Annotated in this window: 20 protein-coding genes; 17 read left to right on the top strand and 3 right to left on the bottom strand. The window is 70.9% G+C overall.

Annotated elements, in window-relative coordinates; translation table 11 throughout:
* Positions 1 to 149: 149 nt before the first annotated feature.
* The 9 genes from OG735_RS30810 to OG735_RS30850 all read left to right on the top strand — a co-directional run bounded on the left by OG735_RS30810 (position 150) and on the right by OG735_RS30850 (position 11,860).
* Positions 150 to 1,595: an aldehyde dehydrogenase family protein gene (locus OG735_RS30810; protein WP_327326389.1), complete on the top strand. Its 1,446-nt coding sequence runs from the start codon at positions 150 to 152 to the stop codon at positions 1,593 to 1,595.
* 200 nt (positions 1,596 to 1,795) lie between these two features.
* Entirely contained in the window at positions 1,796 to 3,742 is a 1,947-nt protein-coding gene (locus tag OG735_RS30815; protein WP_327326390.1) for an acyl-CoA dehydrogenase family protein, read from the top strand.
* A 167-nt stretch (positions 3,743 to 3,909) separates the two neighbouring features.
* On the top strand, positions 3,910 to 4,620 hold the full coding sequence (locus OG735_RS30820; RefSeq protein ID WP_327326391.1) for a hypothetical protein: 711 nt from the start codon (positions 3,910 to 3,912) through the stop codon (positions 4,618 to 4,620).
* Between the two features lie 45 nt (positions 4,621 to 4,665).
* Positions 4,666 to 5,916 (top strand): 1-deoxy-D-xylulose-5-phosphate reductoisomerase, encoded by a 1,251-nt coding sequence (gene dxr / locus OG735_RS30825; protein ID WP_327326392.1) that lies wholly within the window; start codon positions 4,666 to 4,668, stop codon positions 5,914 to 5,916.
* Entirely contained in the window at positions 5,913 to 7,214 is a 1,302-nt protein-coding gene (locus OG735_RS30830) for a M50 family metallopeptidase (RefSeq protein WP_327326393.1), read from the top strand. The genes dxr and OG735_RS30830 overlap by 4 nt, the downstream gene beginning before the upstream one ends.
* Before the next feature lie 163 nt (positions 7,215 to 7,377).
* Entirely contained in the window at positions 7,378 to 8,532 is a 1,155-nt protein-coding gene (gene ispG / locus OG735_RS30835; protein WP_327326394.1) for a flavodoxin-dependent (E)-4-hydroxy-3-methylbut-2-enyl-diphosphate synthase, read from the top strand.
* Positions 8,533 to 8,654: 122 nt separating this feature from the next.
* The gene (locus OG735_RS30840; RefSeq protein WP_327326395.1) at positions 8,655 to 9,500 is read left to right on the top strand and encodes a GNAT family N-acetyltransferase; all 846 of its coding nucleotides are present in this window, start codon (positions 8,655 to 8,657) and stop codon (positions 9,498 to 9,500) included.
* A 30-nt stretch (positions 9,501 to 9,530) separates the two neighbouring features.
* Positions 9,531 to 10,100 carry a GNAT family N-acetyltransferase gene (locus OG735_RS30845; protein ID WP_327326396.1) on the top strand — a complete coding sequence of 190 codons (570 nt, stop codon included), beginning with the start codon at positions 9,531 to 9,533 and terminating at the stop codon, positions 10,098 to 10,100.
* Positions 10,101 to 10,165: 65 nt separating this feature from the next.
* The gene (locus OG735_RS30850) at positions 10,166 to 11,860 is read left to right on the top strand and encodes a proline--tRNA ligase (protein ID WP_327326397.1); all 1,695 of its coding nucleotides are present in this window, start codon (positions 10,166 to 10,168) and stop codon (positions 11,858 to 11,860) included.
* Between the two features lie 812 nt (positions 11,861 to 12,672).
* Here OG735_RS30850 and OG735_RS30855 read toward each other — a convergent pair.
* The 3 genes from OG735_RS30855 to OG735_RS30865 are packed head-to-tail and all read right to left on the bottom strand — an operon-like array spanning position 12,673 to position 14,539.
* Positions 12,673 to 13,569, bottom strand: a complete 897-nt coding sequence (locus OG735_RS30855; protein WP_327326398.1) for an aminoglycoside phosphotransferase family protein — start codon at positions 13,567 to 13,569, stop codon at positions 12,673 to 12,675.
* Positions 13,570 to 13,592: 23 nt separating this feature from the next.
* Complete coding sequence (locus tag OG735_RS30860; protein WP_327326399.1) at positions 13,593 to 14,054, bottom strand: ferritin-like domain-containing protein; 462 nt, start codon at positions 14,052 to 14,054, stop codon at positions 13,593 to 13,595.
* The gene (locus OG735_RS30865) at positions 14,051 to 14,539 is read right to left on the bottom strand and encodes a hypothetical protein (RefSeq protein WP_327326400.1); all 489 of its coding nucleotides are present in this window, start codon (positions 14,537 to 14,539) and stop codon (positions 14,051 to 14,053) included. Before OG735_RS30865 ends, OG735_RS30860 begins: the two co-directional genes overlap by 4 nt.
* A gap of 155 nt (positions 14,540 to 14,694) precedes the next feature.
* On the opposite strand from OG735_RS30865, the gene rimP reads away from it, so the two are divergent.
* The 8 genes from rimP to OG735_RS30905 all read left to right on the top strand — a co-directional run bounded on the left by rimP (position 14,695) and on the right by OG735_RS30905 (position 25,233).
* Positions 14,695 to 15,201, top strand: a complete 507-nt coding sequence (gene rimP, locus OG735_RS30870) for a ribosome maturation factor RimP (RefSeq protein ID WP_327326401.1) — start codon at positions 14,695 to 14,697, stop codon at positions 15,199 to 15,201.
* Positions 15,202 to 15,203: 2 nt separating this feature from the next.
* Positions 15,204 to 16,241, top strand: coding sequence for a transcription termination factor NusA (gene nusA / locus OG735_RS30875; RefSeq protein WP_327326402.1), 1,038 nt, complete (start codon positions 15,204 to 15,206; stop codon positions 16,239 to 16,241).
* A 164-nt stretch (positions 16,242 to 16,405) separates the two neighbouring features.
* Entirely contained in the window at positions 16,406 to 16,684 is a 279-nt protein-coding gene (locus tag OG735_RS30880) for a YlxR family protein (protein ID WP_327326403.1), read from the top strand.
* A 148-nt stretch (positions 16,685 to 16,832) separates the two neighbouring features.
* Entirely contained in the window at positions 16,833 to 19,961 is a 3,129-nt protein-coding gene (gene infB, locus OG735_RS30885; protein ID WP_327326404.1) for a translation initiation factor IF-2, read from the top strand.
* A gap of 151 nt (positions 19,962 to 20,112) precedes the next feature.
* On the top strand, positions 20,113 to 20,406 hold the full coding sequence (locus tag OG735_RS30890; protein WP_327326405.1) for a DUF503 domain-containing protein: 294 nt from the start codon (positions 20,113 to 20,115) through the stop codon (positions 20,404 to 20,406).
* Between the two features lie 29 nt (positions 20,407 to 20,435).
* Positions 20,436 to 20,891: a 30S ribosome-binding factor RbfA gene (gene rbfA, locus OG735_RS30895; RefSeq protein ID WP_327326406.1), complete on the top strand. Its 456-nt coding sequence runs from the start codon at positions 20,436 to 20,438 to the stop codon at positions 20,889 to 20,891.
* A complete protein-coding gene (gene truB, locus OG735_RS30900; protein WP_327326407.1) occupies positions 20,888 to 21,787 on the top strand; it encodes a tRNA pseudouridine(55) synthase TruB in 900 nt (299 codons plus the stop codon). Before rbfA ends, truB begins: the two co-directional genes overlap by 4 nt.
* A 200-nt stretch (positions 21,788 to 21,987) precedes the next feature.
* Positions 21,988 to 25,233: a serine protease gene (locus tag OG735_RS30905; protein ID WP_327326408.1), complete on the top strand. Its 3,246-nt coding sequence runs from the start codon at positions 21,988 to 21,990 to the stop codon at positions 25,231 to 25,233.
* Positions 25,234 to 25,451: the final 218 nt, after the last annotated feature.

Genomic DNA, 25,451 nt, shown 5'->3' on the forward strand with positions numbered 1-25,451 from the left:
GGGCGGAGCCCCGGTTGAGCGCAACGCACGCCAAAGCGGCGGACCCGCCCCGCCCACCACTCCACCCCGGACAAACGCCAGACCGCCCTCTCGCCCCTACCGTGGGGCAGACACACCCCCATGTACATCTACTTCGGAAGGGCCGGGACATGACCTCCACCCACGCCTTCTGGCTCGCCGGCCGCCAGGCCACCGGCGAGGCCACCTTCGATGTCACCTCCCCCTGGGACGGACGCCTCGTCGGTCAGGTCGCTGTCCCGACCGACGCCCAGATCGAGGAGGCCGTCGCCGCCGCGCACGCCGTGCGGGACGAGTTCGCCGCGACCCCGGCACACGCACGCGCCGCCGCCCTCGACCATGTGTCGCGCCGGCTCGTCGAGCGCACCGAGGAGATCGCCCAGCTGATCTCCGCCGAGAACGGCAAGCCGGTCAAGTGGGCCCGCGGTGAGGTCGGCCGCGCCGTCTCCGTCTTCCGCTTCGCCGCCGAGGAGGCCCGCCGCTTCAACGGTGGCGAGGCACAGCGCCTCGACACCGACGCCGGCGGCGTCGGCCGGCTCGCGCTGACCCGCCGCTTCCCCAAGGGCGCAGTCCTCGGCATCGCGCCGTTCAACTTCCCGCTGAACCTCTGCGCCCACAAGATCGCCCCGGCGATCGCGGTCGGTGCGCCGATCATCCTCAAGCCCGCACCGGCGACGCCGCTGTCCGGCCTGATCATCGGCGAGCTGCTGGCCGAGACCGAGCTCCCCGCGGGTTCCTGGTCCGTGCTCCCGGTCCCGAACGACCGGATGCCCGCCCTCGTCCAGGACGAGCGCCTGCCGGTCATCTCCTTCACCGGCTCCGACAAGGTCGGTTACGCGATCATGGACTCGGTGCCGCGCAAGCACTGCACCCTGGAGCTGGGCGGCAACGGCGCGGCCGTCGTCCTCGGCGACTTCGGATCCGAGCAGGACCTGGACTGGGCGGCGACCCGTATCGCCACCTTCTCCAACTACCAGGGCGGCCAGTCCTGCATCTCCGTGCAGCGCGTGATCGCCGACGCCTCGGTGTACGACCGCCTGCTGCCGAAGATCGTCGCGGCCGTCGAGACCCAGGTCACCGGCGACCCGTCCGACTCCGCCACCGACGTCGGCCCGCTGGTCAGCGAGGACGCGGCCAAGCGCGTCGAGTCCTGGGTCGACGAGGCCGTGGAGGCGGGCGCCAAGCTGCTCGCGGGCGGCAAGCGCGACGGTGCCTCGTACGCGCCCACCGTCCTCGCCGACGTCCCCGCGGACACCACCCTCGCCTGCGAGGAGGTCTTCGGACCGGTCCTCACGGTGAAGAAGGTCGACGGCGAGGCGGAGGCCTTCGCCGCCGTTAACGACTCCAAGTACGGCCTGCAGGCAGGCGTGTTCACGCACGATGTGCAGACCGCCTTCCGCGCCCACCGCGCCCTCGAGGTCGGCGGCGTGATCATCGGCGATGTGCCGTCGTACCGCGCGGACCAGATGCCGTACGGCGGTGCCAAGCAGTCCGGCGTCGGCCGCGAGGGTGTGCGGTACGCGATGGACGACTACACATACGAGAGGGTCCTGGTCCTCACGGGTCTGGCCCTGTAAAGCCCGTACGCCGAGGACGACGGCCGGAGCCCACTGTGCGGGGGCTCCGGCCGTTTTTCTGTGTTACGGAGTCACCGCTGTGTGCGCACTGGTGGAGAGGGCAGGAATCGGGTACTACGGACGAGTAGCACCGGTCGGTACGGCGATCTCGCCCCGGCCCATGCCCTTGGATGTCCCCGACTCGCGGCGAGGTGAGCCTCATGTCCGCACCACTCGACAAGACACATGCTCCGAAGGTCAGTGAGCGCGAAGCACGACAGGTCGCCGAGGCCGCGCGCGAACAGGACTGGCGCAAACCCAGCTTCGCCAAGGAACTGTTCCTGGGCCGTTTCCGCCTGGACCTGATCCACCCGCACCCGATGCCCGCCGACGAGGATGCCCAGCGTGGCGAGGAGTTCCTGGCGAAGCTGCGCGACTTCTGCGAGACGCGGATCGACGGCGCCCGTATCGAACGGGAGGCGCGGATCCCGGACGAGGTGATCAACGGGCTCAAGGAGCTCGGCGCGCTCGGCATGAAGATCGACACGAAGTACGGCGGCCTCGGCCTCACCCAGGTGTACTACAACAAGGCGCTGGCCCTGGTCGGCTCGGCGAACCCGGCGATCGGTGCGCTGCTCTCCGCGCATCAGTCGATCGGCGTACCGCAGCCGCTGAAACTTTTCGGCACGCAGGAGCAGAAGGACATCTTCCTGCCCCGCCTCGCCCGCACCGACATCTCCGCCTTCCTGCTCACCGAGCCGGACGTCGGCTCCGACCCGGCCCGCCTCGCCACCACGGCCGTCCCGGACGGCGACTCGTACGTCCTCGACGGCGTGAAGCTCTGGACGACGAACGGCGTCGTCGCCGACCTCCTCGTCGTCATGGCCCGCGTCCCCAAGTCGGACGGCCACAAGGGCGGCATCACCGCGTTCGTCGTCGAGGCCGCGAGCGAGGGCATCACGGTCGAGAACCGCAACGCCTTCATGGGCCTGCGCGGCCTCGAGAACGGCGTCACCCGCTTCCACCAGGTGCGCGTCCCCGCCGCCAACCGCATCGGCCCCGAGGGCGCCGGCCTCAAGATCGCCCTCACCACCCTCAACACCGGCCGTCTCTCGCTGCCCGCGATGTGCGTCGGCGCCGGCAAGTGGTGTCTGAAAATCGCCCGCGAATGGTCGTCGGCGCGCGAGCAGTGGGGCAAGCCGGTCGCCAGGCACGAGGCCGTCGGCACCAAGATCTCCTTCATCGCGGCGACCACTTTCGCCCTGGAAGCTGTGGTCGACCTCTCCTCGCAGATGGCCGACGAGGACCGCAACGACATCCGTATCGAGGCGGCGCTGGCCAAGCTGTACGGCTCCGAGATGGGCTGGCTGATGGCCGACGAACTGGTCCAGATCCGCGGCGGCCGCGGTTTCGAGACGGCGGACTCGCTGGCGGCCCGCGGCGAACGGGCCGTCCCCGCCGAGCAGATCCTGCGTGACCTGCGTATCAACCGCATCTTCGAGGGCTCGACGGAGATCATGCATCTGCTGATCGCCCGCGAGGCCGTCGACGCCCACCTCGCCGTGGCCGGGGACATCATCGACCCCGACAAACCCCTGTCCGCAAAGGCGAAGGCAGGCGCGAACGCCGCCGGGTTCTATGCCCGCTGGCTCCCGAAACTGGTCACGGGACGGGGCCAACTCCCGCGTACGTACAGCGAGTTCCACCCGTCCGGCCATCCGGACCTCTCCGGGCACCTGCGCTACGTCGAACGCTCGTCCCGCAAGCTGGCCCGCTCCACCTTCTACGCCATGTCCCGCTGGCAGGGCCGGATGGAGACCAAGCAGGGCTTCCTCGGCCGTATCGTCGACATCGGCGCGGAGCTGTTCGCGATGAGCGCCGCGTGCGTACGCGCGGAACTGCTGCGTACGTCCGAGGATTACGGCCGCGAGGCGTACCAGCTGGCCGACGTCTTCTGCCGGCAGTCCCGCATCCGCGTCGAGGAGCTTTTCACCCGCCTGTGGTCCAACACCGACGACCTCGACCGCAAGGTGGTGGAGGGCGTCCTGTCCGGTACGTACACCTGGCTGGAACAGGGCATCGTCGACCCCAGCGGTGAGGGCCCCTGGATCGCGGACGCGACCCCGGGCCCGGCCGAACGGGACAACGTCCACCGCCCGATCCGTTGAGAAACTCCGGGGCGTCCACGGACGCCCCGGAGCACCTTCTCGACCGCACCGGTCCCCGTGCCCGACAATCGACCCTCGATCACGGTCAACACGGAATCGGGGCAGGGATGTTCGGGGCGGGGATGTCGGGGATGTTCGGGGCGGGGAATCAGGGCGTTCGGCGGCGGGTGGCTCCCCTTCTTGTGGCGGTCGTGCTCAGCGGCGTCGCCGCGTGCGGCAGCGGTGACGACAAGGGCAAGGAGAAGAAGGCCGACGGCAAACCCACCGCCTCCGCCCCCAAAGCCCTCACCGAGGCCCAGCTCAAGGCCGCCTCCTTCACCGACGGCGAGAAGGTCGGCAGCTACACCGCCTCCGAGTACACCCTCGGGGCGCCGCTCGGCGAGGACTACACCGCCGATCCCGACACCTGTCAGCCCCTCGTCAGCCTCGCCAAGGGCGCCACCGGCCACGACCCGGCCGCCGAGGTCAACCGCCAGGTCGACGTTCCCGACGAGATGGCCGGGCTCAGCGTCGCCGTACAACTGCGCTCGTACGCGAACGGCGAGGCCGCCGCCGTCATGAAGGTCCTCGGCACCGCGGGGACCCGGTGCGCCGGCGGGTTCACCGAAGAACGCGCCATCGCGAAGGCCAAGTACCTCAAGGTGGAGCCCGCCAAGGCGCCCGCCTTCGGGGACGAGGCGAAGGCGTTCCGCTTCACCATCCTCGATGTGAAGGGGAAGCTGAAGCTCTACGAGTACCTGACCGTTGTCCGCTCGGGCTCCAGCACGCTCTCGTTCCGCGCCGAGATCATCGGCACCAAGGACATCGGAGGAGTGCCCGAAGAGGTCATGAAGGCCCAGTGGGAGAAGTTCCGGGCGGGCTCGAACACCGGCGCGTAGGGACGCACTGTCCAGTCGGACAGGAGTTACGGCCACAATGGGGGGATGAGCGACAGCCCATCCCCCCTCGCCGACCCGCACCTCGTCTTCGACGCGACCGAAGGCCGCCGGGACATCGTCGTCCTCGGCTCCACCGGGTCCATCGGCACACAGGCCATCGACCTGGTGCTGCGCAACCCCGACCGCTTCCGTGTCACCGCGCTCTCCGCCGCCGGCGGCCGCGTCGGACTCCTCGCCGAGCAGGCACGGCAGTTGCGGGTCGACACGGTCGCGGTGGCCCGCGAGGACGCCGTGCCCGCACTGCGCGAGGCACTCGCGGAGCAGTACGGGGCGGAGCCTCTGCCCGAGATCCTGGCCGGACCCGACGCCGCCACCCAGCTCGCCGCCTCCGCCTGCCACACCGTGCTCAACGGCATCACCGGATCCATCGGTCTTGCCCCCACCCTCGCCGCCCTCGAAGCCGGCCGGACGCTCGCCCTCGCCAACAAGGAGTCGCTCATCGTCGGCGGGCCGCTGGTCAAGGCCCTCGCCAAGCCCGGCCAGATCATCCCGGTCGACTCCGAGCACGCCGCCCTCTTCCAGGCGCTGGCGGCCGGGACGAGAGCCGACGTACGCAAGCTGGTGGTGACGGCGTCCGGCGGGCCGTTCCGTGGCCGTACGCGCGCCGAGCTGGCAGATGTCACCCCTGAGGACGCCCTCGCCCACCCCACCTGGGCCATGGGCCCGGTGATCACGGTGAACAGCGCCACACTCGTCAACAAGGGACTCGAGGTCATCGAGGCGCATCTTCTCTACGACATCCCCTTCGACCGCATCGAGGTCGTCGTACACCCCCAGTCCTACGTTCACTCCATGGTGGAGTTCACGGACGGCTCGACCATCGCCCAGGCCACCCCGCCCGATATGCGCGGCCCGATCGCCCTCGGCATCGGCTGGCCCCAGCGGGTGCCCGACGCCGCCCCCGCCTTCGACTGGACCAAGGCCTCGAGCTGGGAGTTCTTCCCGCTCGACACCGAGGCCTTCCCCTCGGTGGGACTCGCCCGGCAGGTGGGGGAGCTGGGCGGAACGGCCCCGGCGGTGTTCAATGCCGCGAATGAGGAGTGCGTGGACGCATTCCTCGCCGGGCGGCTGCCGTTCAACGGAATCATGGATACGGTCACCGGAGTCGTCGCCGAGCACGGCGTTCCCGCCTCGGGAACCTCACTTACGGTGGCAGACGTCCTGGAAGCGGAGACCTGGGCCCGGGCGAGGGCCCGGGAACTGGCAGTGAAGGCGACAGCGGAGGCTCGCGCATGACGATTCTGTTGACGGTCCTCGGTATAGCTCTTTTTGCTGTGGGACTGATGGTCTCGATCGCCTGGCACGAGCTGGGCCATCTGTCGACGGCCAAGCTCTTCGGTATCCGCGTGCCCCAGTACATGGTCGGCTTCGGACCGACCGTCTGGTCCCGGAACAAGGGCGAGACGGAGTACGGCATCAAGGCCATCCCCATGGGTGGCTACATCCGCATGATCGGGATGTTCCCGCCGGGGGAGGACGGCCGGATCGAGGCACGGTCCACCTCGCCCTGGCGCGGGATGATCGAGGACGCCCGCTCGGCGGCCTTCGAGGAGCTGAAGCCCGGCGACGAGAACCGGCTCTTCTACACGCGCAAGCCGTGGAAGCGCGTCATCGTGATGTTCGCGGGACCGTTCATGAACCTGGTCCTCGCCGTCGCGATCTTCCTCGGGGTGTCGATGTCCTTCGGCTTCGCCACCCAGACCACCCAGGTCGCCGGGGTCCAGCAGTGCGTCATCTCGCAGAGCGAGGACCGCGACAAGTGCCAGAAGAGCGACCCGGTCTCGCCCGCCCAGGCCGCGGGCCTGAAGAAGGGCGACAAGATCGTCGCCTTCAACGGAGAGCCCGTCGCCGACTGGTCCGAGCTGTCGAACCACATCCGCGAGACGATCGGCCCCGCCACCATCACCGTCGTGCGGGACGGCCGGCAGCAGGTGCTCAAGGCCACGCTCGCCAAGAACATGGTCGCCAAGAAGGACGGGCAGGGACAGGTCGTTCCCGGCAAGTACATCGCAGCCGGCTATCTCGGCTTCGCCGCCCAGACCGAGATCCAGCCGCTCTCCTTCGGCGATTCCGTGAACCGCATGGGCGACATGATCGAGAACAGCGTCGACTCGATCGTCGCGCTGCCGTCCAAGATCCCCGACCTGTGGAACGCGGCCTTCAGCGACGGCGAGCGCAAGGCCGACTCCCCGGTGGGTGTCGTCGGCGCGGCGCGTATCAGCGGTGAGGTACTGAACCTGGATGTCCCGACGCAGAGCATCATCGCGACCTTCCTGATGGTGCTCGCCACCTTCAACCTCTCGCTGTTCCTGTTCAACATGCTGCCGCTGCTGCCGCTGGACGGCGGGCATATCGCAGGCGCGCTCTGGGAGTCCGTACGCCGCAGTATCGCGAAGGTGTTCCGGCGTCCCGACCCCGGTCCCTTCGACGTGGCCAAGCTGATGCCGGTCGCGTACGTCGTGGCGGGAATCTTCATCTGCTTCACGCTGCTCGTGCTGGTCGCCGACATCGTCAATCCGGTCAAGATCAGCTGAGCGAGTCCCTTTCGTGGCGGCCGGACACCCTTTGTGTCCGGCCGCTCACCTTTGAGTGGACTTCGGGCAGCGATGTGCTGGGCCCAACCTCAGTGCCGTAATCTCGGAGGCTGGAGCCCGCCGATCTCGGGACCTCGATCCACACCTTGGGGTTGCACAGCAGATGACTGCAATTTCGCTCGGAATGCCTTCCGTTCCGACCAAGCTCGCCGACCGGAGGGTCAGCCGCAAGATCCAGGTCGGCACCGTGGCCGTCGGCGGGGACGCCCCGGTGTCGGTGCAGTCGATGACGACCACGCGCACCTCCGACATCGGCGCGACGCTGCAGCAGATCGCCGAACTGACCGCGTCCGGCTGCCAGATCGTACGAGTCGCCTGCCCGACCCAGGACGACGCGGACGCGCTGGCCACCATCGCGCGCAAGTCCCAGATCCCCGTCATCGCCGACATCCACTTCCAGCCGAAGTACGTCTTCGCTGCGATCGACGCCGGCTGCGCGGCCGTCCGGGTCAACCCGGGCAACATCAAGCAGTTCGATGACAAGGTCAAGGAGATCGCGCGCGCGGCCAACGAGACCGGCACCCCGATCCGTATCGGGGTCAACGCCGGATCGCTCGATGCCCGGCTCCTCGCCAAGTACGGCAAGGCGACCCCTGAGGCGCTCGTCGAGTCCGCGCTGTGGGAGGCGTCCCTCTTCGAGGAGCACGGCTTCCGCGACATCAAGATCTCGGTCAAGCACAACGACCCGGTCGTGATGGTCAACGCCTACCGGCAGCTCGCCGCCCAGTGCGACTACCCCCTCCACCTCGGCGTCACCGAGGCAGGCCCCGCGTTCCAGGGCACCATCAAGTCCGCCGTCGCCTTCGGCGCCCTGCTGAGCGAGGGCATCGGCGACACCATCCGGGTCTCGCTCTCCGCCCCGCCCGCCGAGGAGGTCAAGGTCGGCATCCAGATCCTGGAGTCGCTCAACCTCAAGCAGCGCCGCCTGGAGATTGTCTCCTGCCCCTCCTGCGGCCGCGCTCAGGTCGACGTCTACAAGCTCGCCGACCAGGTCAGCGCCGGCCTGGAGGGCATGGAGGTGCCGCTGCGCGTCGCCGTCATGGGCTGCGTCGTCAACGGCCCCGGCGAGGCCCGCGAGGCCGACCTCGGCGTCGCCTCCGGAAACGGCAAGGGGCAGATCTTCGTCAAGGGCGAGGTCATCAAGACCGTCCCCGAGTCGAAGATCGTCGAGACCCTCATCGAAGAGGCCCTGAAGATCGCCGAGCAGATGGAGAAGGACGGCATCGCGTCCGGCGAGCCCGAGGTCTCCGTCAGCTGACATATCCGTACCGGCCCCGCCACGCCCCCTGGCGCGTGGCGGGGCCTTGTGCTGGGCTCGGCACCCCGCAGACCTGCCAGGTACAGTGCGGAGATCAGCAGACCGCATGGTGAGGCCCCCTCGTGTTGACGCAGACCACCACCCGGGTCCTCGAACCCAGCGACCTCGGCGCAGCGCTCGCCATCCTCGAGAGCGAGCCCGTAGCGAATGCTTTCGTCACGTCCCGCGTCCAGGTCGCCGGGCTCGACCCATGGCGCCTCGGCGGCGAGATGTGGGGCTGGTACGCGGGCGGGCAGCTGCGCTCGCTCTGCTACTCCGGCGCCAATCTCGTGCCGATCTGTGCCACCCCCGAGGCCGTCCGCGCCTTCGCCGACCGGGCCCGCAGGACCGGTCGCCGCTGCTCCTCCATCGTCGGCCCGGCCGAGCCCACCGCCGAGCTGTGGCGGCTGCTCGAGCCCAGCTGGGGCCCGGCCAGGGACGTACGCGCCCAGCAGCCGCTCATGGTCACCGAACAGCCGCCCGGCGACATCGAGGCCGATCCGTACGTCCGCCGCATCCGCAAGGACGAGATAGAGGTGATCATGCCGGCGTGTGTGGCGATGTTCACCGAGGAGGTCGGCATCTCGCCGATGTCCGGTGACGGCGGACTGCTCTACCAGGCGCGCGTGGCCGAACTCGTCGGCGCGGGACGGTCGTTCGCCCGTATCGACGACGGCAAGGTCGTCTTCAAGGCCGAGATCGGCGCGGCCACCAGCCAGGCCTGCCAGATCCAAGGCGTCTGGGTCGCACCGGAGTTCCGCGGCCGCGGGCTGTCCGAGACGGGCATGGCGGCCGTGCTGCGTTATGCCCTGCAGGACGTCGCACCGGTTGTCAGCCTGTACGTGAACGACTACAACACCGCGGCCAGGGCGGCGTACCGGCGGGTCGGCTTCCGTGAGGTCGGCGCCTTCATGAGCGTGCTGTTCTGACCGCGCGCAGCGGGAAGTAGGGTTTCGCGCATGGCTGCACTTTCAGGAGGCGGACCCCAGACCCCCAGCGTTGTGGTCGGGCCGGTCAATCTCGCCGCGCGGATCGACGAAGCCCTCGCGGTGCAGGCCCTCGCCTTCGGGCTCACCGACGACGAGATCGAGGTGCGCCGTCATATCGTCTACCGGCATCTCCTGCACCCGGGGGCTCGTGCGCTCGGTGCGCTGACGAAGTCGGGCAGCCTTGTGGGCTTCGTCTACGGCATGCCCAACGACCGCACGCACTGGTGGTCCACCGTCGTTGAGCCGTATCTGCGCAGCACCGGCTCCGACGGCTGGCTCGACGACTCGTTCGTGATCACCGAACTCCATGTCCACCCCGGCTTCCAGGGCCGGGGCATCGGCCGCTCGCTGATCACCACGATCACCGACAGTGTCGAGCAGCCGCGCTCCATCCTCTCCGCGATCGACATCGAGAGCCCGGCCCGCGGGCTGTACCGAGCGCTTGGCTACCAGGACCTCGCGCGGCAGGTCGTTTTCCCCAGCGCACCCAGTCCGTACGCCGTGATGGGCGCCCCGCTGCCGCTGCTGCGCGGGAACTGATTTCCGCCTGCCGGTGCCCCCCGGCTAACCTCCTGCTCATCACACGTTCCGAGCAGGAGTTCACCATGGCCCAGGTCCAGCGCATGTCCCGTCTGATGGTCAAGACACTGCGCGACGACCCGGCGGACGCCGAGACGCTCAACCACAAGCTGCTCGTGCGCGCCGGCTATGTGCGCCGTACGTCCGCCGGTATCTGGAGCTGGCTGCCGCTCGGCAAGAAGGTGCTGGAGAACATCACCCGCGTCGTCCGCGAGGAGATGGACGCCATCGGCGGCCAGGAAGTGCTGCTGCCCGCGCTGCTGCCCAAGGAGGCGTACGACGCGAGCGGGCGCTACGAGGAGTACGGCGACCTGCTCTTCCGCCTCAAGGACCGCAAGGGTGCCGACTACCTTCTCGGCCCCACGCACGAAGAGATCTTCACCCAGGTCGTCAAGGACCAGTGCTCGTCCTACAAGGACCTGCCGGTGATCCTCTACCAGATCCAGACGAAGTACCGCGACGAGGCCCGTCCGCGCGCGGGTGTGCTGCGCGGCCGCGAGTTCCAGATGAAGGACTCGTACTCCTTCGACACCACCGACGAGGGTCTCGTCGAGTCGTACCAGCTGCACCGCGACGCGTACATCCGGATCTTCGAGCGCCTCGGCCTCGACCACCGCATCGTCTCGGCGGTCTCGGGCGCGATGGGTGGCTCGGCGTCCGAGGAGTTCCTGGCCCCGGCCCCGGCCGGCGAGGACACCTTCGTGGACTGCCCGGCCTGTGAGTACGCGGCCAACACGGAGGCCGTGACCTTCACCGCGGCCGCGGCGGACGCCACATCCCACGGGCCCGTCGAGGAACTGGACACCCCCGACACCCCCACCATCGAGACCCTCGCCGCGCACCTTGGCGTCCCGGCCTCGGCGACCCTGAAGAACCTGCTGGTCAAGGTGGACGGTGAGATCGTCGCGGTCGGTGTCCCCGGTGACCGTGAGGTGGACCTCGGCAAGCTCGGGGAGCACCTGGCCCCGGCGGAGGTCGAGCTGGTCACCGCGGAGGACTTCGTGGACCGCCCGGATCTCGTACGCGGCTATGTCGGACCGCAGGGCCTCGCCAAGGTCCGCTACATCGCCGACCCGCGCATCGCGCCCGGCACGGCCTGGGTGACCGGCGCGAACAAGCCGGACACGCACGTGAAGAACGTCGTCTGCGGCCGCGACTTCGAGGTCGACGACTACCTCGACGTGGTCGTGGTCGAGGACGGCGACCCCTGCCCGAAGTGCGGCACGGGCCTCAAGCTCGACCGCGCGATCGAGATCGGCCACATCTTCCAGCTGGGCCGCAAGTTCGCGGACGCCTTCCAGCTCGACGTCCTGGGCCAGAACGGCAAGCCGGTCCGGGTGACGATGGGCTCGTACGGCATCGGCGTCTCCCGCGCGGTGGCTGCCCTGGCCGAGCAGACGGCTGACGACAAGGGCCTGTGCTGGCCGCGCGAGATCGCCCCGGCGGACGTCCATGTGGTGGCGGCGGGCAAGGCACTCCAGACGGAGCTGGCGCTCGAGGTCGCGGAGAAGCTGTCCGCGGTGGGCCTGCGCGTGCTGGTCGACGAGCGCCCCGGAGTCTCGCCGGGCGTGAAGTTCACGGACGCGGAACTGATCGGCGTCCCGAAGATCCTGGTGGCGGGCCGCCGCTCGGCCGAGGGCGTGGTGGAACTGAAGGACCGCCGCACGGGCGAACGCGAAGAACTGACAGTCGCCGAGGCGATCACGCGCCTCAGCGCCTGATCCTGGGACCGCGCTTTGCGCCGCGAGGCGGCCGCGGGGGCCTGAGCGTCCGTGCCATGGGGCAGGGTTCCTGGGGTGTGGGCCCTGCAGCCCCCACGCCGTGAGGCCGGCGTCTCCGGGGTGCAGGGCCTGAGCGCCCTACGCCGCGAGGCCGGCATTCCTGGGCTGCAGGGGGTGCCCTGGGATGTGCGGCCTGAGCGCCTGTGATGCGGGGCCGGCGCTCTGCGGATGTGGGGCCTGGCCGCCACGCCGTGAGGATGGCGTTCCGCGGATGTGTGGCCTGAGCGCCTGTGATGCGGGGCCGGCGCTCTGCGGATGTGGGGCCTGGCCGCCACGCCGTGAGGATGGCGTTCCGCGGATGTGTGGCCTGAGCGCCTGTGATGCGGGGCCGGCGCTCTGCGGATGTGGGGCCTGGCCGCCACGCCGTGAGGATGGCGTCCCGCGGATGTGCGGCCTGAGCGCCCGTGCCGCGGGGCCGGCGCCCTGGGTCGTTGTGGCCCGAGGCTCCCTGTTGTGGGCTTGCGCCCTGCGGATGTGGGCCTGAGCGTCCATGCTGCGGGTTTGGGATCCCTGGGGTGCAGGGCCCGAGCGCCTGTGCCGCGTAGGCCGGCGCCCTGCGGGTACCGGGGCCCGAGCGCCCTGCGCCGCGAAGCCGGCGGCCCTGGGGTGTGGGGGCGTCAGCCCCCACGTGCCCTCCCCCCGGGGGCCTGGGGGCACCGCCCCCAGTTTCGGGAAGGGGCGGGTAGGGGAAAGCGCGCCGCAGGCGGCCCCGGCCCGCGCCCCGGAGCCGGTGCGCCGACGGGACCCGCGGGCTACAACAGCCAGCCCGCGAACTCCAGCGCCAGTTCGCCCTCCCCGCGCCGCCCCGCCGCAATCGCCCGCGTGCCCGACTCCACCGCCCGGAACAACGTCCAGCCGCGCAGGCGTTCCCGGTCCACCTCCAGCGAGTCCGCCAGCTTGTTCACCCGGCGGCGGGCCGCAGACGCACCGGACGACGCCGCGATCAGGTCCTCGACCCGGTCGCGGACCAGGCGCGCCAAGTCGTAGGCGCGTTCACCCACCAGCGGCTCCGGGCCGACCGAGAGCCACGGCGTGCGGTCGCCCGCGAGGACCTTGCCCTGGCGGAAGTTACCGTGCAGCAGCAGGAGTTCGGGCGACAGGGCCGTGAGCTCGTCGCGCGCGTCAAGCGCCGCGGCGACCACTGAAGCCGCGCCCGGATCCGCGAACGCACGCACCGCCTCCGCCTGCCGCGCCGTCCGCTCCGCCACCGTCTCGAAGCCATGGTCCGCCGGTGGCTCGACCCACAGCCGCCGCACCGTCCCCGCCGCCTCCAGCAACGCCTTCGCCTCCGGCAGCGACCGCAGGGACACCTCCGGATGCAGCCGCTCCAGCAGCAGCGCTTCCTCCGACGACGCGAGCAGCCGCACCGCGCCCCAGCCGTCCCAGTGCTCCAGCGCCGCCCGCTCCAGTGCCGGCGCGGCGAAGGACGGGGCGGCCTTCAGCGCGGCGGCCGTACCGTCGGGCTGTCGTACGAGGACGACCAGACTGCTCCTGCCGCCCGGCGCCACCACCCGCTCGACGTCCAGCTCCCACCGGTCCACCGACTCCTGGACGGTCTTGGGCAGCTGCCCGAGCCAGTCGTCCGCGGCCGTGTCCCCGTAGGTCTCACCGAGTGCCCGGACGAGCCGCTGCGGCGGTTCGAAAGCCATACGTCCGTTGTTCCCTTTCCGCTTCAGCGCGCTGGACGCCCACTCCGCTCGGCGAGCCCAGGAAAGGCTACGCCGCTGCCGCGCCAGCGCACCGCACGGACGGCCGCCTCGCGCAGCGAGCCCGCGGCCTCCCGCCGCAGCGGCCCTTCCGCGGCCCGTACGAGATCGGAGTAGACACCCGCGACCCGGTCCTCGAGCACCGCGGCGAGGCGCACCGCCGCGGCCGCGTCCGGCACCGGGAAGGGCAGCGCGTACGCAGGGGCCGCCGCAGCCGGCGCCCCTCCCAGATCGCGCACGGTGCGCACCAGCGCGTCCCGCTGGGCCCGGTGCGCGGCGTACGCGGCCTGGGCCTCGTCCTCCCGGTCGTCGCCGATCCGGCCGCCGACGACCCCGTACCCGTACACCGCCGCATGCTCCGCGGCGAGCGCGGCCTGTACGGCCGCCAGCGTGGCCAGCACGGCCTCCGGCGCGTCCGGCGTGCTCATCGCGCGCCACCCTTCGTCAGCAGATACGCATGCGCGGCGCCGGCCGCCGCGACCGAGGCGAGCAGCCGGGCCAGCTCGGGCTCCGCATCGACAAGGGCGGCCGTGTGCGCGTCGGAGGTACGGCGCTCCGCCGCGGCCAGTGCCTTGACCGCGGCCCCGGCATCGGCCGGAACCGGCACCGGTGGTGCCACCCGCGTCGTCCCGCCGAGCGCCGTCACATGCTCGGCGACCGCCGCCCGCAGAGCGTTCAACTGCCCGGCCAGCGCTGGATGTTGCCTGATGACGGCGTCGTACTGGTCACGCAGCGCGCCGCTCGTGGCGGCGAGCCTGCGCCGCAGTGCCGCCTCCGCGCGCGCCCGATCGGGCGCCGAGCCCGCCGTACGCCGTCCCTCGGGCTCATCTGTCGAACAGCCCGTCAACAGTGCGGTCGCCGCTGCCCCCGTCAGGATGAGCGCATGCCTCCGTGTTGTGCCCGTGCGCCCCACGCGTCTCTCCCTCGGGCCCGCAGTGATCATCGCCGCAGGCGAGCGTACCTGCGGGTCCGGCGCAGGTGGACGGCAACACCCCCCGGGACCGGATACCCTTTGATCTGACACGCGACGATCCCCACAACAGCACACGCGGCCGAGGAGTCACCCGGATGAGCACCACCCAGAGCGAGAGGCTGCGCGGGCTGCTGGAACCGCTCGTCAGCGCCGCGGACCTGGATCTGGAAGAGATCGAGGTGTCCCGGGCGGGCAGGCGCCGCATGCTGAGGATCATCGTGGACTCCGACGAGGGCGTGGAGCTGGACGCCTGTGCCGAGCTGAGCCGCGCGATCTCCGAGAAGCTGGACGAGACGGACGCGATGGGCGAGGGCGAGTACGTCCTCGAAGTGAGCTCGCCGGGCGCCGACCGCCCCCTGACCCAGCACCGCCACTACGTACGCGCCGTCGGCCGACTGGTGAAGTTCCAGTTGCACGATGGCGGAACGGCCGAAGAGCTGGTGGCCCGCATCCTCACCGTGGACGACGAGGGACTCGACCTCGAAGTGCCGGGCGTGAAGGGGCGCAAGCCCACCGCCATCCGTGTCACCTTCGCGGACATCGCCAAGGCACGGGTGGAGATCGAGTTCAACCGCAAGGACAAGAAGGAAGAGGAGGCGTAGCCGTGGACATCGACGTAAAGCTCCTGAAGGGCTTGGCACAAGAGAAGGAGATTCCCTTCGACCTGCTGGTCGAGGCGATCGAGTCGGCCCTCCTTATCGCGTACCACCGCACCGAGGGCAGCCGACGCCACGCGCGCGTCGTGCTCAGCCGGGACACCGGCCATGTGACGGTGTGGGCGAAGGAGGACGCGGCCGACCTCGAAGAGGGGCAGGAGGCCAAGGAGTTCGACGACACCCCTTCCGACTTCGGCCGTATCGCCGCGACCACCGCCCGCCAGGTCATCCAGCAGCGGCTGCGGGACGCCGAGAACGACGTCACCTTCGGTGAGTACGCCCGCCGTGAGGGCGATGTCGTCGCCGGCATGGTGCAGCAGGGCAAGGACCCGAAGAACGTCCTGGTGAGGCTGGACGACAAGCTCGAGGCGATCCTGCCGGTGCAGGAGCAGGTGCCGGGCGAGGAGTACACCCACGGTCTGCGGCTGCGTACGTACGTCGTCCGGGTCGCCAAGGGTGTGCGCGGCCCGTCCGTGACCCTGTCCCGCACTCACCCGAACCTGGTGAAGAAACTCTTCGCACTCGAGGTCCCGGAGATCGCGGACGGCTCGGTCGAGATCGCGGCGATCGCCCGCGAAGCCGGCCACCGCACCAAGATCGCCGTTCGCTCGACCCGCTCGGGCCTGAACGCCAAGGGCGCGTGCATCGGCCCGATGGGCGGCCGGGTGCGCAATGTCATGGCCGAGCTGCACGGCGAGAAGATCGACATCGTGGACTGGTCGGACGACCCGGCAGAGATGGTGGCCAACGCCCTCTCGCCGGCCCGCGTCAGCAAGGTCGAGGTCGTCGACATGGGCGCGCGTTCCGCACGGGTGACCGTCCCCGACTACCAGCTGTCGCTGGCGATCGGCAAGGAGGGGCAGAACGCCCGCCTGGCCGCCCGTCTCACCGGCTGGCGTATCGACATCCGCCCCGACACGGAGCAGAGCGACGACCAGGGGCCGGACCGGGACTCCGACCGGCACCGGGGCTCCGACCAGGGCTGAGGAATGCTGTGCCGCCCGCCCCGACGGTCCGGGGGACACCTCCGGACCGTCGGGGCGGGCGGGATCCCGTTGCGCTGACGGCGGGATGTCACCTGGATCAAGACAACAACCGTTCGATTTTTGCCCCAAAGGGGTGAGGTCGGTCCGGGGAGGTAGACTTAGACGTGTCTGGCCGGACGCATGCCCGCGTATGCCCTGAGCGAACCTGTGTGGGATGCCGGGAGCGAGCGGCCAAGAGCGATCTGCTGCGCATCGTGATGACCGGAGACGCCTGCGTCCCCGATGATCGCGGTACGCTGCCCGGCCGGGGTGCGTATGTACACCCCGCCTTGGTCTGTCTCGACCTGGCGGTCCGCCGCCGAGCGTTCCCACGGGCCTTCAGGGCCAAGGGACCGCTCGATACCGCGGATGTACGCCGGTATGTCGAGCAGGCAGCACCGTAAGAAGAAGTACGGCACGGAACCCCGTGCGGTCAGGTACCTCGCGAGTTGGAAGTAGGTCGAGATTGCGATGAGCACTCGATGAGTACGCGATGAGTACGCCCATGAAGTAGCGACGGTCCGGCGGTAACCCGGACCTAAAAGGAGCGAAGTGGCTAAGGTCCGGGTATACGAACTCGCCAAGGAGTTCGGGGTTGAGAGCAAGGTCGTCATGGCCAAGCTCCAAGAACTCGGTGAATTCGTCCGTTCGGCGTCCTCGACGATCGAGGCGCCGGTTGTACGCAAGTTGACTGACGCACTGCAGGGGCCCGGCGGCAACGCCGGCAAGTCCGCTGCGAAGCCCGGCGCGCCTCGTAAGGCCGCGCCCGCCAAGCCCGGCGCGCCCTCCCCGGCGTCGTCGGCCCGTCCCGCTGCCCCCAAGCCCGGCGCCCCGGCCCCCAAGCCGGCCGCAGCCGAGGTTCCGGCGAGCAGCACCCCCAGCACCCCGTCCGCCGCCCCGGCCTCTCCGGGTCCGCGTCCGGGTCCCAAGCCGGCACCGGCCAAGCCCGCTCCGGCGGCTCCGGTTCCCGCGGCCGAGTTCTCGGCCCCGGCTCCGGCCCAGCCCGCAGCGCCGCAGGCCCCCTCGCGTCCCGCGGGTGCCACCCCCGGGCCTCGTCCTGCCGGTGGCTCCGCCCGTCCGGCTCCGGCCGGCGGTCAGCGCGACGGCGGCCGTGACGGTGGCCGTGGTGGCGATCGTCCGGCGCGTCCCGCCGGTCAGGGCGCCCCGCGTCCCGGCGGCAACCGTCCGGCGGGTCCCCGTCCGGGCAACAACCCCTTCACCTCTGGTGGCTCCACCGGCATGGCGCGCCCGCAGGCGCCCCGTCCGGGTGGCGCCCCGCGCCCCGGCGGCGGTCAGGACCGTCCCGGTGCCCCGCGTCCGCAGGGTGGTCCCGGCGGCGCTCCCCGTCCGCAGGGTCAGGGCGGCGCCCGTCCGAGCCCGGGCGGTATGCCCCGCCCGCAGGGCGGCGCTCCGCGTCCTGGCGGTGCCCCCGGTGGTAACCGTCCGAACCCCGGCATGATGCCGCAGCGTCCTGCTGCCGGTCCCCGTCCTGGTGGCGGCCCCGGTGGCGGCGGTCGCGGTCCCGGTGGTGGCGGCGGTCGTCCCGGCGGCGCCGGTGCCGGTCGTCCCGGTGGCGGCGGCGGCGGCTTCGCCGGTCGTCCCGGTGGCGGTGGCGGTGGCGGTCGTCCCGGTGGCGGCGGCGGTTTCGCCGGTCGTCCCGGTGGCGGTGGCCCCGGTGGCGGCGGCGGCTTCGGTGGCGGCGGTGGCCGTCCCGGCTTCGGCGGACGTCCGGGTGGTCCCGGCGGCCGTGGTGGCACGCAGGGCGCCTTCGGTCGTCCCGGCGGCCCGGCGCGTCGTGGCCGTAAGTCGAAGCGGCAGAGGCGCCAGGAGTACGAGGCCATGCAGGCCCCGTCGGTGGGCGGCGTCATGCTGCCTCGCGGCAACGGACAGTCCGTCCGTCTGTCGCGCGGTGCCTCGCTGACCGACTTCGCGGAGAAGATCAACGCCAACCCGGCGTCGCTCGTCGGCGTGATGATGAACCTCGGCGAGATGGTCACTGCCACGCAGTCCGTCTCCGACGAGACGCTGAAGTTGCTCGCGGACGAGATGAACTTCGTCCTCGAGATCGTCAGCCCCGAGGAGGAGGACCGCGAGCTGCTCGAGTCCTTCGACATCGAGTTCGGCGAGGACGAGGGCGGCGAGGAGTTCCTCGTGTCCCGTCCGCCGGTCGTGACCGTCATGGGTCACGTCGACCACGGTAAGACCCGACTGCTGGACGCGATCCGCAAGACGAATGTGGTTGCGGGCGAGGCCGGCGGTATTACGCAGCACATCGGTGCGTACCAGGTCGCCACCGAGGTCAACGGTGAAGAGCGCGCCATCACCTTCATCGACACCCCGGGTCACGAGGCGTTCACCGCCATGCGTGCGCGTGGTGCGAAGTCCACCGACATCGCGATCCTCGTGGTGGCGGCGAACGACGGTGTGATGCCGCAGACGATCGAGGCGCTGAACCACGCCAAGGCGGCCGACGTGCCGATCGTGGTCGCGGTCAACAAGATCGACGTCGAGGGTGCCGACCCGACCAAGGTGCGCGGTCAGCTCACCGAGTTCGGTCTGGTGGCCGAGGAGTACGGCGGCGACACGATGTTCGTCGACATCTCCGCCAAGCAGGGCCTCAACATCGAGAGCCTGCTGGAGGCCGTGGTCCTCACCGCGGACGCCTCGCTCGACCTGCGGGCCAACCCGGACCAGGACGCGCAGGGTATTGCGATCGAGGCCCACCTCGACCGCGGCCGCGGTGCCGTCGCGACCGTCCTGGTCCAGCGAGGCACGCTGCGCGTCGGCGACACGATGGTCGCCGGTGACGCGTACGGCCGTGTCCGCGCGATGCTCGACGACAAGGGCGAGAACGTGGAAGAGGCGGGTCCGTCGACTCCGGTCCTCGTCCTCGGTCTCACCAACGTCCCGGGTGCCGGCGACAACTTCCTGGTTGTCGACGAGGACCGTACGGCCCGTCAGATCGCCGAGAAGCGTGCCGCTCGTGAGCGGAACGCCAACTTCGCCCGCAAGGGCGTCCGGTTCTCCCTGGAGAACCTGGACGAGGCGCTCAAGGCCGGTCTGGTGCAGGAACTCAACCTCATCATCAAGGGCGACGCGTCCGGTTCGGTGGAGGCTCTCGAGTCCTCGCTGCTCCAGCTCGACGTCGGCGAAGAGGTCGACATCCGCGTGCTGCACCGCGGCGTGGGTGCGGTCACCGAGTCGGACATCGACCTGGCGATGGGCTCCGACGCCATCGTCATCGGCTTCAACGTCCGCGCTGCCGGGCGTGCCCAGCAGATGGCGGAGCGCGAAGGCGTCGACGTCCGGTATTACTCGGTGATCTACCAGGCCATCGAGGAGATCGAGGCGGCCCTCAAGGGCATGCTCAAGCCGGAGTACGAAGAGGTCGAGCTCGGTACGGCGGAGATCCGCGAGATCTTCCGCTCGTCCAAGCTGGGCAACATCGCGGGTGTTCTCATCCGCTCCGGCGAGGTCAAGCGCAACACCAAGGCGCGCCTCGTCCGCGACGGCAAGGTCATCGCGGAGGACCTCAACATCCAGGGTCTGCGCCGCTTCAAGGACGACGTCACCGAGATTCGCGAAGGCTACGAGGGCGGTATCAACCTCGGAAACTTCAACGACATCAAGATCGACGACGTCATCGCGACGTACGAGATGCGCGAGAAGCCGCGCGGCTGACGCAAGAGCTGACGCACGGCATCCGGTCCGGGGCCGGTCGGCGGAGAGTATTTCCGTCGATCGGCCCCGGCCGTTCCGTGTACGGTTCTTGTGTCCCTGCCAAGAGCGGGCAGGGCCCTCTAACCCGTACCGGCGGGACATCCGGACATACATGTATGTGGGGACACTGTCCTTCGATCTGCTCCTCGGCGACGTACGTTCGTTGAAGGAGAAACGCTCCGTGATCCGCCCGATCGTTGCCGAGCTCCAGCGGAAATACGCGGTGAGCGCGGCGGAAGTGGGCGGCCAGGATCTTCACCGCCGGGCCGAGATCGGCCTGGCCGCGGTGTCCGGGGACACGGGGCACCTCACAGATGTACTCGACCGGTGCGAGCGCCTTGTCGCCGCCCGGCCGGAGGTGGAGCTGCTGTCGGTTCGACGCAGGCTCCACAGCGACGAAGACTGACTGAGCAAGGCAAAGAAGGAGAAGGACCAGTGGCCGACAACGCGCGGGCGAAGAAGCTGGCAGACCTCATCCGGGAGGTGGTCGCCGAGAAGCTGCAGCGCGGCATCAAGGACCCGCGCCTGGGTACGCACGTGACCATCACGGACACCCGTGTCACCGGCGACCTGCGGGAGGCCACGGTCTTCTACACGGTGTACGGCGACGACGAGGACCGGGCGAGTGCGGCAGCCGGGCTGGCGAGCGCCAAGGGCGTTCTGCGCTCGGCGGTCGGAGCGGCGGCGGGGACGAAGTTCACGCCGACCCTGACGTTCGTGGCGGACGCCCTCCCGGAGAACGCCAAGACGATCGAGGACCTGCTCGACAAGGCGCGTGCCTCCGACGCCAAGGTGCGTGAGGTGTCCTCGGGCGCCAAGTACGCCGGCGATGCGGACCCGTACCGCAAGCCGGAGGACGAGGACGCAGACGGGGACGAAGCCTCCGAATGACACAGCAGAACAAGACGCCGGACGGCCTTGTCATCGTCGACAAGCCGTCCGGCTTCACTTCGCACGACGTCGTCGCCAAGATGCGCGGGATCGCCAGGACCCGCCGCGTCGGACACGCGGGGACGCTCGACCCCATGGCCACCGGTGTACTGGTGCTGGGCGTGGAAAGGGCCACCAAGCTTCTCGGCCACCTCGCACTCACCGAGAAGGAGTACCTCGGCACCATCAGGCTGGGGCAGAACACCGTCACGGACGACGCGGAGGGTGAGATCACCAACTCGGCCGATGCGTCCGCGGTCACCCGGGACGGCATCGACGCCGGCGTCGCCAGGCTGACCGGCGCGATCATGCAGGTTCCGTCGAAGGTCAGCGCCATCAAGATCGACGGAAAGCGGTCGTACGCCCGCGTCCGCGGCGGCGAGGATTTCGAGATCCCGGCCCGCCCGGTGACCGTTTCGTCGTTCCAGGTGTACGACGTCCGGGAGGCCGTTGCCGAGGACGGGACGCCGGTTGTGGACCTGGTCGTCTCGGTGGTCTGCTCGTCCGGTACGTACATCCGCGCCCTCGCCCGTGACCTCGGCGCCGATCTGGGCGTCGGCGGGCATCTGACGGCGCTGCGGCGCACTCGGGTCGGTCCGTACGGACTCGATGCGGCGAAGACGCTCGACCAGCTCCAGGAGGAGCTGACGGTGATGCCGATCGCCGAGGCCGCCGCGGCGGCGTTCCCGCGCTGGGACGTGGACGAGAGGCAGGCGAAGCTCCTGACCAACGGTGTACGGCTGGACATGCCGGCGTACGACACCGCGCCGGTGGCGGTCTTCGGACCCGACGGGCGCTTCCTGGTGCTGGTGGAGGAGCAGAAGGGCAAGGCCAAGAGCCTCGCCGTCTTCGGCTGAGCTCGCGCGGCCGGTGGCCGCACCGTGGAACGGGCAGAGCCGCTGCCCGTTCCACGATCCCCCTCCGAAGGTGTCTATCCACCGCAGCTCACGGATTCACCCCATCGGGCGGGCGCTCGGAGTGAACCGCGGGTGTATTCGGGGGCGCTTTCGGTATGCGTCCTTCTCCCGCTGATCACTGCCGACCTAACGTCGACAGCATGGGACGCGGGGACCTGGCGACGCTGGTACGTATCTGCGATCCGGCGGGGCGGCCGCGCGGGACCGGGTTCGTCGCCGACGACCGGGGCACGGTCGTGACCAGTCATGAGGCGGTCGACGGGCTGGTCCGGGTCGTGCTGCACGCGCCCGGCGGGCGTACCTGCCTCGCCGAGGCTGACGCCGTCGTTCCCCTGCCCGAGGCCGGTCTGGCACTGGTACGCACCGAAGGGCTCGGGGTACGGCCGCTGCCGATCAGCATGCGGGAGCGGGTCGAGACGGGGACGTATGTACGGCTCGCGGCCCATGGCTGGCGGGAGGCGCGAGTGCTCGGGGCGGCGCAGATGACGTACATCGCGACCGATCGCCTCCATCTGGTCGGCGACGCGATGGAGTTGGCGATCGGCACGGACGGCAGAGATGCCCTGCGGCTGGGTGGCGAAGCCGTCGGGGGCCCGGTGCTGGACGCCATGACAGGTGCGGTGCTGGGCGTCCTCGGCACCGCGCCGGAGGCGGGTCACCGGGCGGCGGGGTTCGCGCTGCCGTTGCGGGCCCCGGGTTTCCCGCCGGACGGGCCGCTCGCCGAACTGCTGCGGCGCAATGCGGCGACGGTTCCCGGGTACGGGCACGACCTCAACCTGGCCGGCGTGCTGGAGCTCACCGCGACGTCCACGGGGTCGGTCGGCGGGCCGGGCGTCTGGCCCGATACCGAAGAACGACCCGACACCGTACGGGAGTTCGCGTCCTTCACCGGGCTGGTCATGGGCCTGGTCGGCGATCCCGGGACGGGTCGTACGACCGAACTCTCCGCGCTGGCCGCCCGGCGCGCCCGCGGTGCGGAACCGGCGCCCACCGTGTGGCTGCGCGGCGCCGATCTGCACGCCGACGACACCTCCGTCGCCGACGCGGTCGCCCGCGCGATCCGGCAGACAGGACGTATCCTCGCCGCGTCGGGACCGCGCGGGGACATGGAGCTCGTCACCCCGGAGCGGGTGGCGCGGCTGGCCCGCGAGGCCGGGCGGCCGCTGCTCGTCGTGCTGGACGGGCCCGAGGAGATGCCGCCCGTACTGGCCCATCGGCTGCCCGACTGGACAGCGGGGACGGTGAGTTGGCTGAGTTCCTGCGGTGTGCGGTTGGTCGTCGGCTGCCGTCCCGAGCACTGGGAGCAGGCCGGCGCGCTCTATCCGCCGGAGGCGCTGCACCGGCCGGCCGTACCCGCGCACCGGCTGCCGCCCGCGCTGCGGATCGGCGACCTGTCCGCGGGTGAGGCGGAGCGCGCGCGTGAGCGGTACGGGCTCCCGGCCGGAGCGATCGCCGCCGCGGACGAGCGGCACCCGCTCGCGCTGCGGCTGCTCGCGGAGGTGCGGGAGGCGCTGCCCGGCGGGGTACCGGGGCGGTCCGATGAGGTACCGGGGCCGCTCGGTGAGGTACCGGGGCAACTCGGCCGCGAGGACGTGTTCACCGCCCATCTGGACCTGATGTGCCTGCGGATCGCGGTCCGTGTCGCCGCGGCGTCCCGCCCGCCGCTGCGCGGTACCGCGGTCCGCCGGCTGGCGGCGAGGGTGGCGGGCCAGGTCCATGAGGCGGCGCGGCGCTGCCTCGGCCCCGGACAGGGCGGGCTGGACCGCGAGTCCTTCGAGGAGATCTTTCCGTGGCGTACGGGCTGGGCCTCCGCGGTCCTCGCCGAGGGCCTGTTGGTCCCGGCGGGCGAGGGCTACCGCTTCCGGCACGAGGAGCTCGCGGACTGGCTGCAGGGTGCGCACCTGGACCTCGACGCGGCGCTCCACTGGCTGGTCCACCGCTGGCACGCGCGGGCGCCGGGGAGCCTGCCGTGGCGACCGGGGACGAACGGCCCAGGCGCCCACGTCCCCCCGCCCCCGGGCTCGCACGAGCGCTGCCCCCACGCCCTCCCGGTCCCCCGCCACCGCATCGGCCCGGTGGTCCAGGCCCTGCTGCTTCTGGGAAGGGAGGGCGGCCCGCCGGAACTGGCACGCAGACTGGAGGAGTTGATCGACGCACTGGACCACCTGGAGCCGACGCGGGGAGAGCGCGTCGGGGCGGCGCCGACCAACGAGGTGCCGGGCCCCGGGCCCGTCTGCGGCTGCCCGTGGGCGCCGGGACCCGCGACCGAGGCGGGTGGTGCCCGGCCAGGCGGGGGCGCAACGGGCGGTCCTGGGGGAGCGTGCTCCGTGTGCGAGGCGTGCGGTGCCGCTGCCGGCGATTGGGCTGAGCCCGGTGGTGCTCCGGCAGGTGGGCATGCTCCCGGCTGCCTGTGGGCGTCGGGTTCCGGAGTCGGAGCGGGCAGTGGTGCGACCGGCGGTCCGGCTGTGCCGGGCACTTGGGCTGAGCGCTGTGGTGCTTCGGTGGGCGGTGCCGCACCGGGCCCCGGTGGTGCTCCGGCAGGTGGGCATGTTCCCGGTTGCCTGTGGGCGTCGGGTTCCGGAGTCGGAGCGGGCAGTGGTGCGACCGGCGGTCCGGCTGTGCCGGGCACTTGGGCTGAGCGCTGTGGTGCTTCGGTGGGCGTGGCCGCACCGGGCCCCGGTGGTGCTCCGGCAGGTGGGCATGTTCCCGGCTGCCTGTGGACAGCGGGTTCCGCGGCCGAAGCAGGCGCGCAGAAGCTCGACGACGCTCAGTGGTGGGGTGCTCATCTCCTTGGGGAGGTCCTGTTGCGGGTGCCCGACGCCGGGACGTATCTCCCCACTCTGCGGCTGCTCGCCGAGCGGATCACCCAGCGTTCCGTACGCGAAGGCGGTCCCCAACACCTCGGTTCACTTGGCGAGTTCGGGCCCCGGTTCTGGGAGCGGTTGAGGGTGACCGAGGAGGAGCGGATCGATTTGTTGCGGCGGCTGGTGCCCGCCGACGGAGTGCCCGGGGGCCGGACCGGGCGCCGTTACCTCGATGCCGTCGCCGCGCGGCTCACCGCGGACCCCGTCGTCGTACAGCCGCTGCTGTGCCGCTGGTTCAGCGACGGGACACCGCTGCCCTCGGGCCCGAACGCCGGAATACGGCCCACTGTCGCCGTCGCCGCGCAGGCGCTGCTGTATGCCTGCCGGGGCCTCGCACCCGACGACCTCGCCGAGGCTCTCGTCGCCACCGTCGACCCGCGCGCCGACGAGCTCCTCGCCGTGCTCGCGGAAGAGGAGCCGACCGTCCTGTGCCGGTCCCTCGACCGCTGGGCCCACGACCCGCGGCCGGAGCGCCGCGCCGCGGCCGCCGCGTACGGACTGGCCACCGCTCCTCGTCCTTGATCCGGGAACCCGCGCCAGGTATCTCGACAAGGCACTCGCGGCATTCCGCGGCGCCGGCCCGCGCTGCCCGCGAGCGGGCTCGCAGCCGCGCTCACCACCCACCCCGAACCCGTCTTCGCGGAGGTCAGCACTCCGGCTCTCGCCCGACGTGCCGCCGCGCCGGTCGGTGAGTACATCCACCATCGGCCCGACGGCGCGGCACAGGCCGCCGCGTACGT

Origin of the sequence: Streptomyces sp. NBC_01210 (assembly GCF_036010325.1) — a bacterium.
Lineage (GTDB): Bacteria > Actinomycetota > Actinomycetes > Streptomycetales > Streptomycetaceae > Streptomyces.

What these genes read in the sequence shown, in the direction of transcription:
- dxr (WP_327326392.1), top strand. Translation starts at nt 4,666, where the DNA reads ATGAGCGACAGCCCATCCCCCCTCGCCGACCCGCACCTCGTCTTCGAC.
- rimP (WP_327326401.1), top strand. Translation starts at nt 14,695, where the DNA reads ATGAGCACCACCCAGAGCGAGAGGCTGCGCGGGCTGCTGGAACCGCTC.
- OG735_RS30855 (WP_327326398.1), bottom strand. Translation starts at nt 13,569, where the DNA reads ATGGCTTTCGAACCGCCGCAGCGGCTCGTCCGGGCACTCGGTGAGACC.
- OG735_RS30860 (WP_327326399.1), bottom strand. Translation starts at nt 14,054, where the DNA reads ATGAGCACGCCGGACGCGCCGGAGGCCGTGCTGGCCACGCTGGCGGCC.
- ispG (WP_327326394.1), top strand. Translation starts at nt 7,378, where the DNA reads ATGACTGCAATTTCGCTCGGAATGCCTTCCGTTCCGACCAAGCTCGCC.
- OG735_RS30890 (WP_327326405.1), top strand. Translation starts at nt 20,113, where the DNA reads ATGTATGTGGGGACACTGTCCTTCGATCTGCTCCTCGGCGACGTACGT.
- OG735_RS30815 (WP_327326390.1), top strand. Translation starts at nt 1,796, where the DNA reads ATGTCCGCACCACTCGACAAGACACATGCTCCGAAGGTCAGTGAGCGC.
- OG735_RS30905 (WP_327326408.1), top strand. Translation starts at nt 21,988, where the DNA reads ATGGGACGCGGGGACCTGGCGACGCTGGTACGTATCTGCGATCCGGCG.
- OG735_RS30850 (WP_327326397.1), top strand. Translation starts at nt 10,166, where the DNA reads ATGGCCCAGGTCCAGCGCATGTCCCGTCTGATGGTCAAGACACTGCGC.
- OG735_RS30845 (WP_327326396.1), top strand. Translation starts at nt 9,531, where the DNA reads ATGGCTGCACTTTCAGGAGGCGGACCCCAGACCCCCAGCGTTGTGGTC.
- OG735_RS30810 (WP_327326389.1), top strand. Translation starts at nt 150, where the DNA reads ATGACCTCCACCCACGCCTTCTGGCTCGCCGGCCGCCAGGCCACCGGC.
- truB (WP_327326407.1), top strand. Translation starts at nt 20,888, where the DNA reads ATGACACAGCAGAACAAGACGCCGGACGGCCTTGTCATCGTCGACAAG.
- OG735_RS30830 (WP_327326393.1), top strand. Translation starts at nt 5,913, where the DNA reads ATGACGATTCTGTTGACGGTCCTCGGTATAGCTCTTTTTGCTGTGGGA.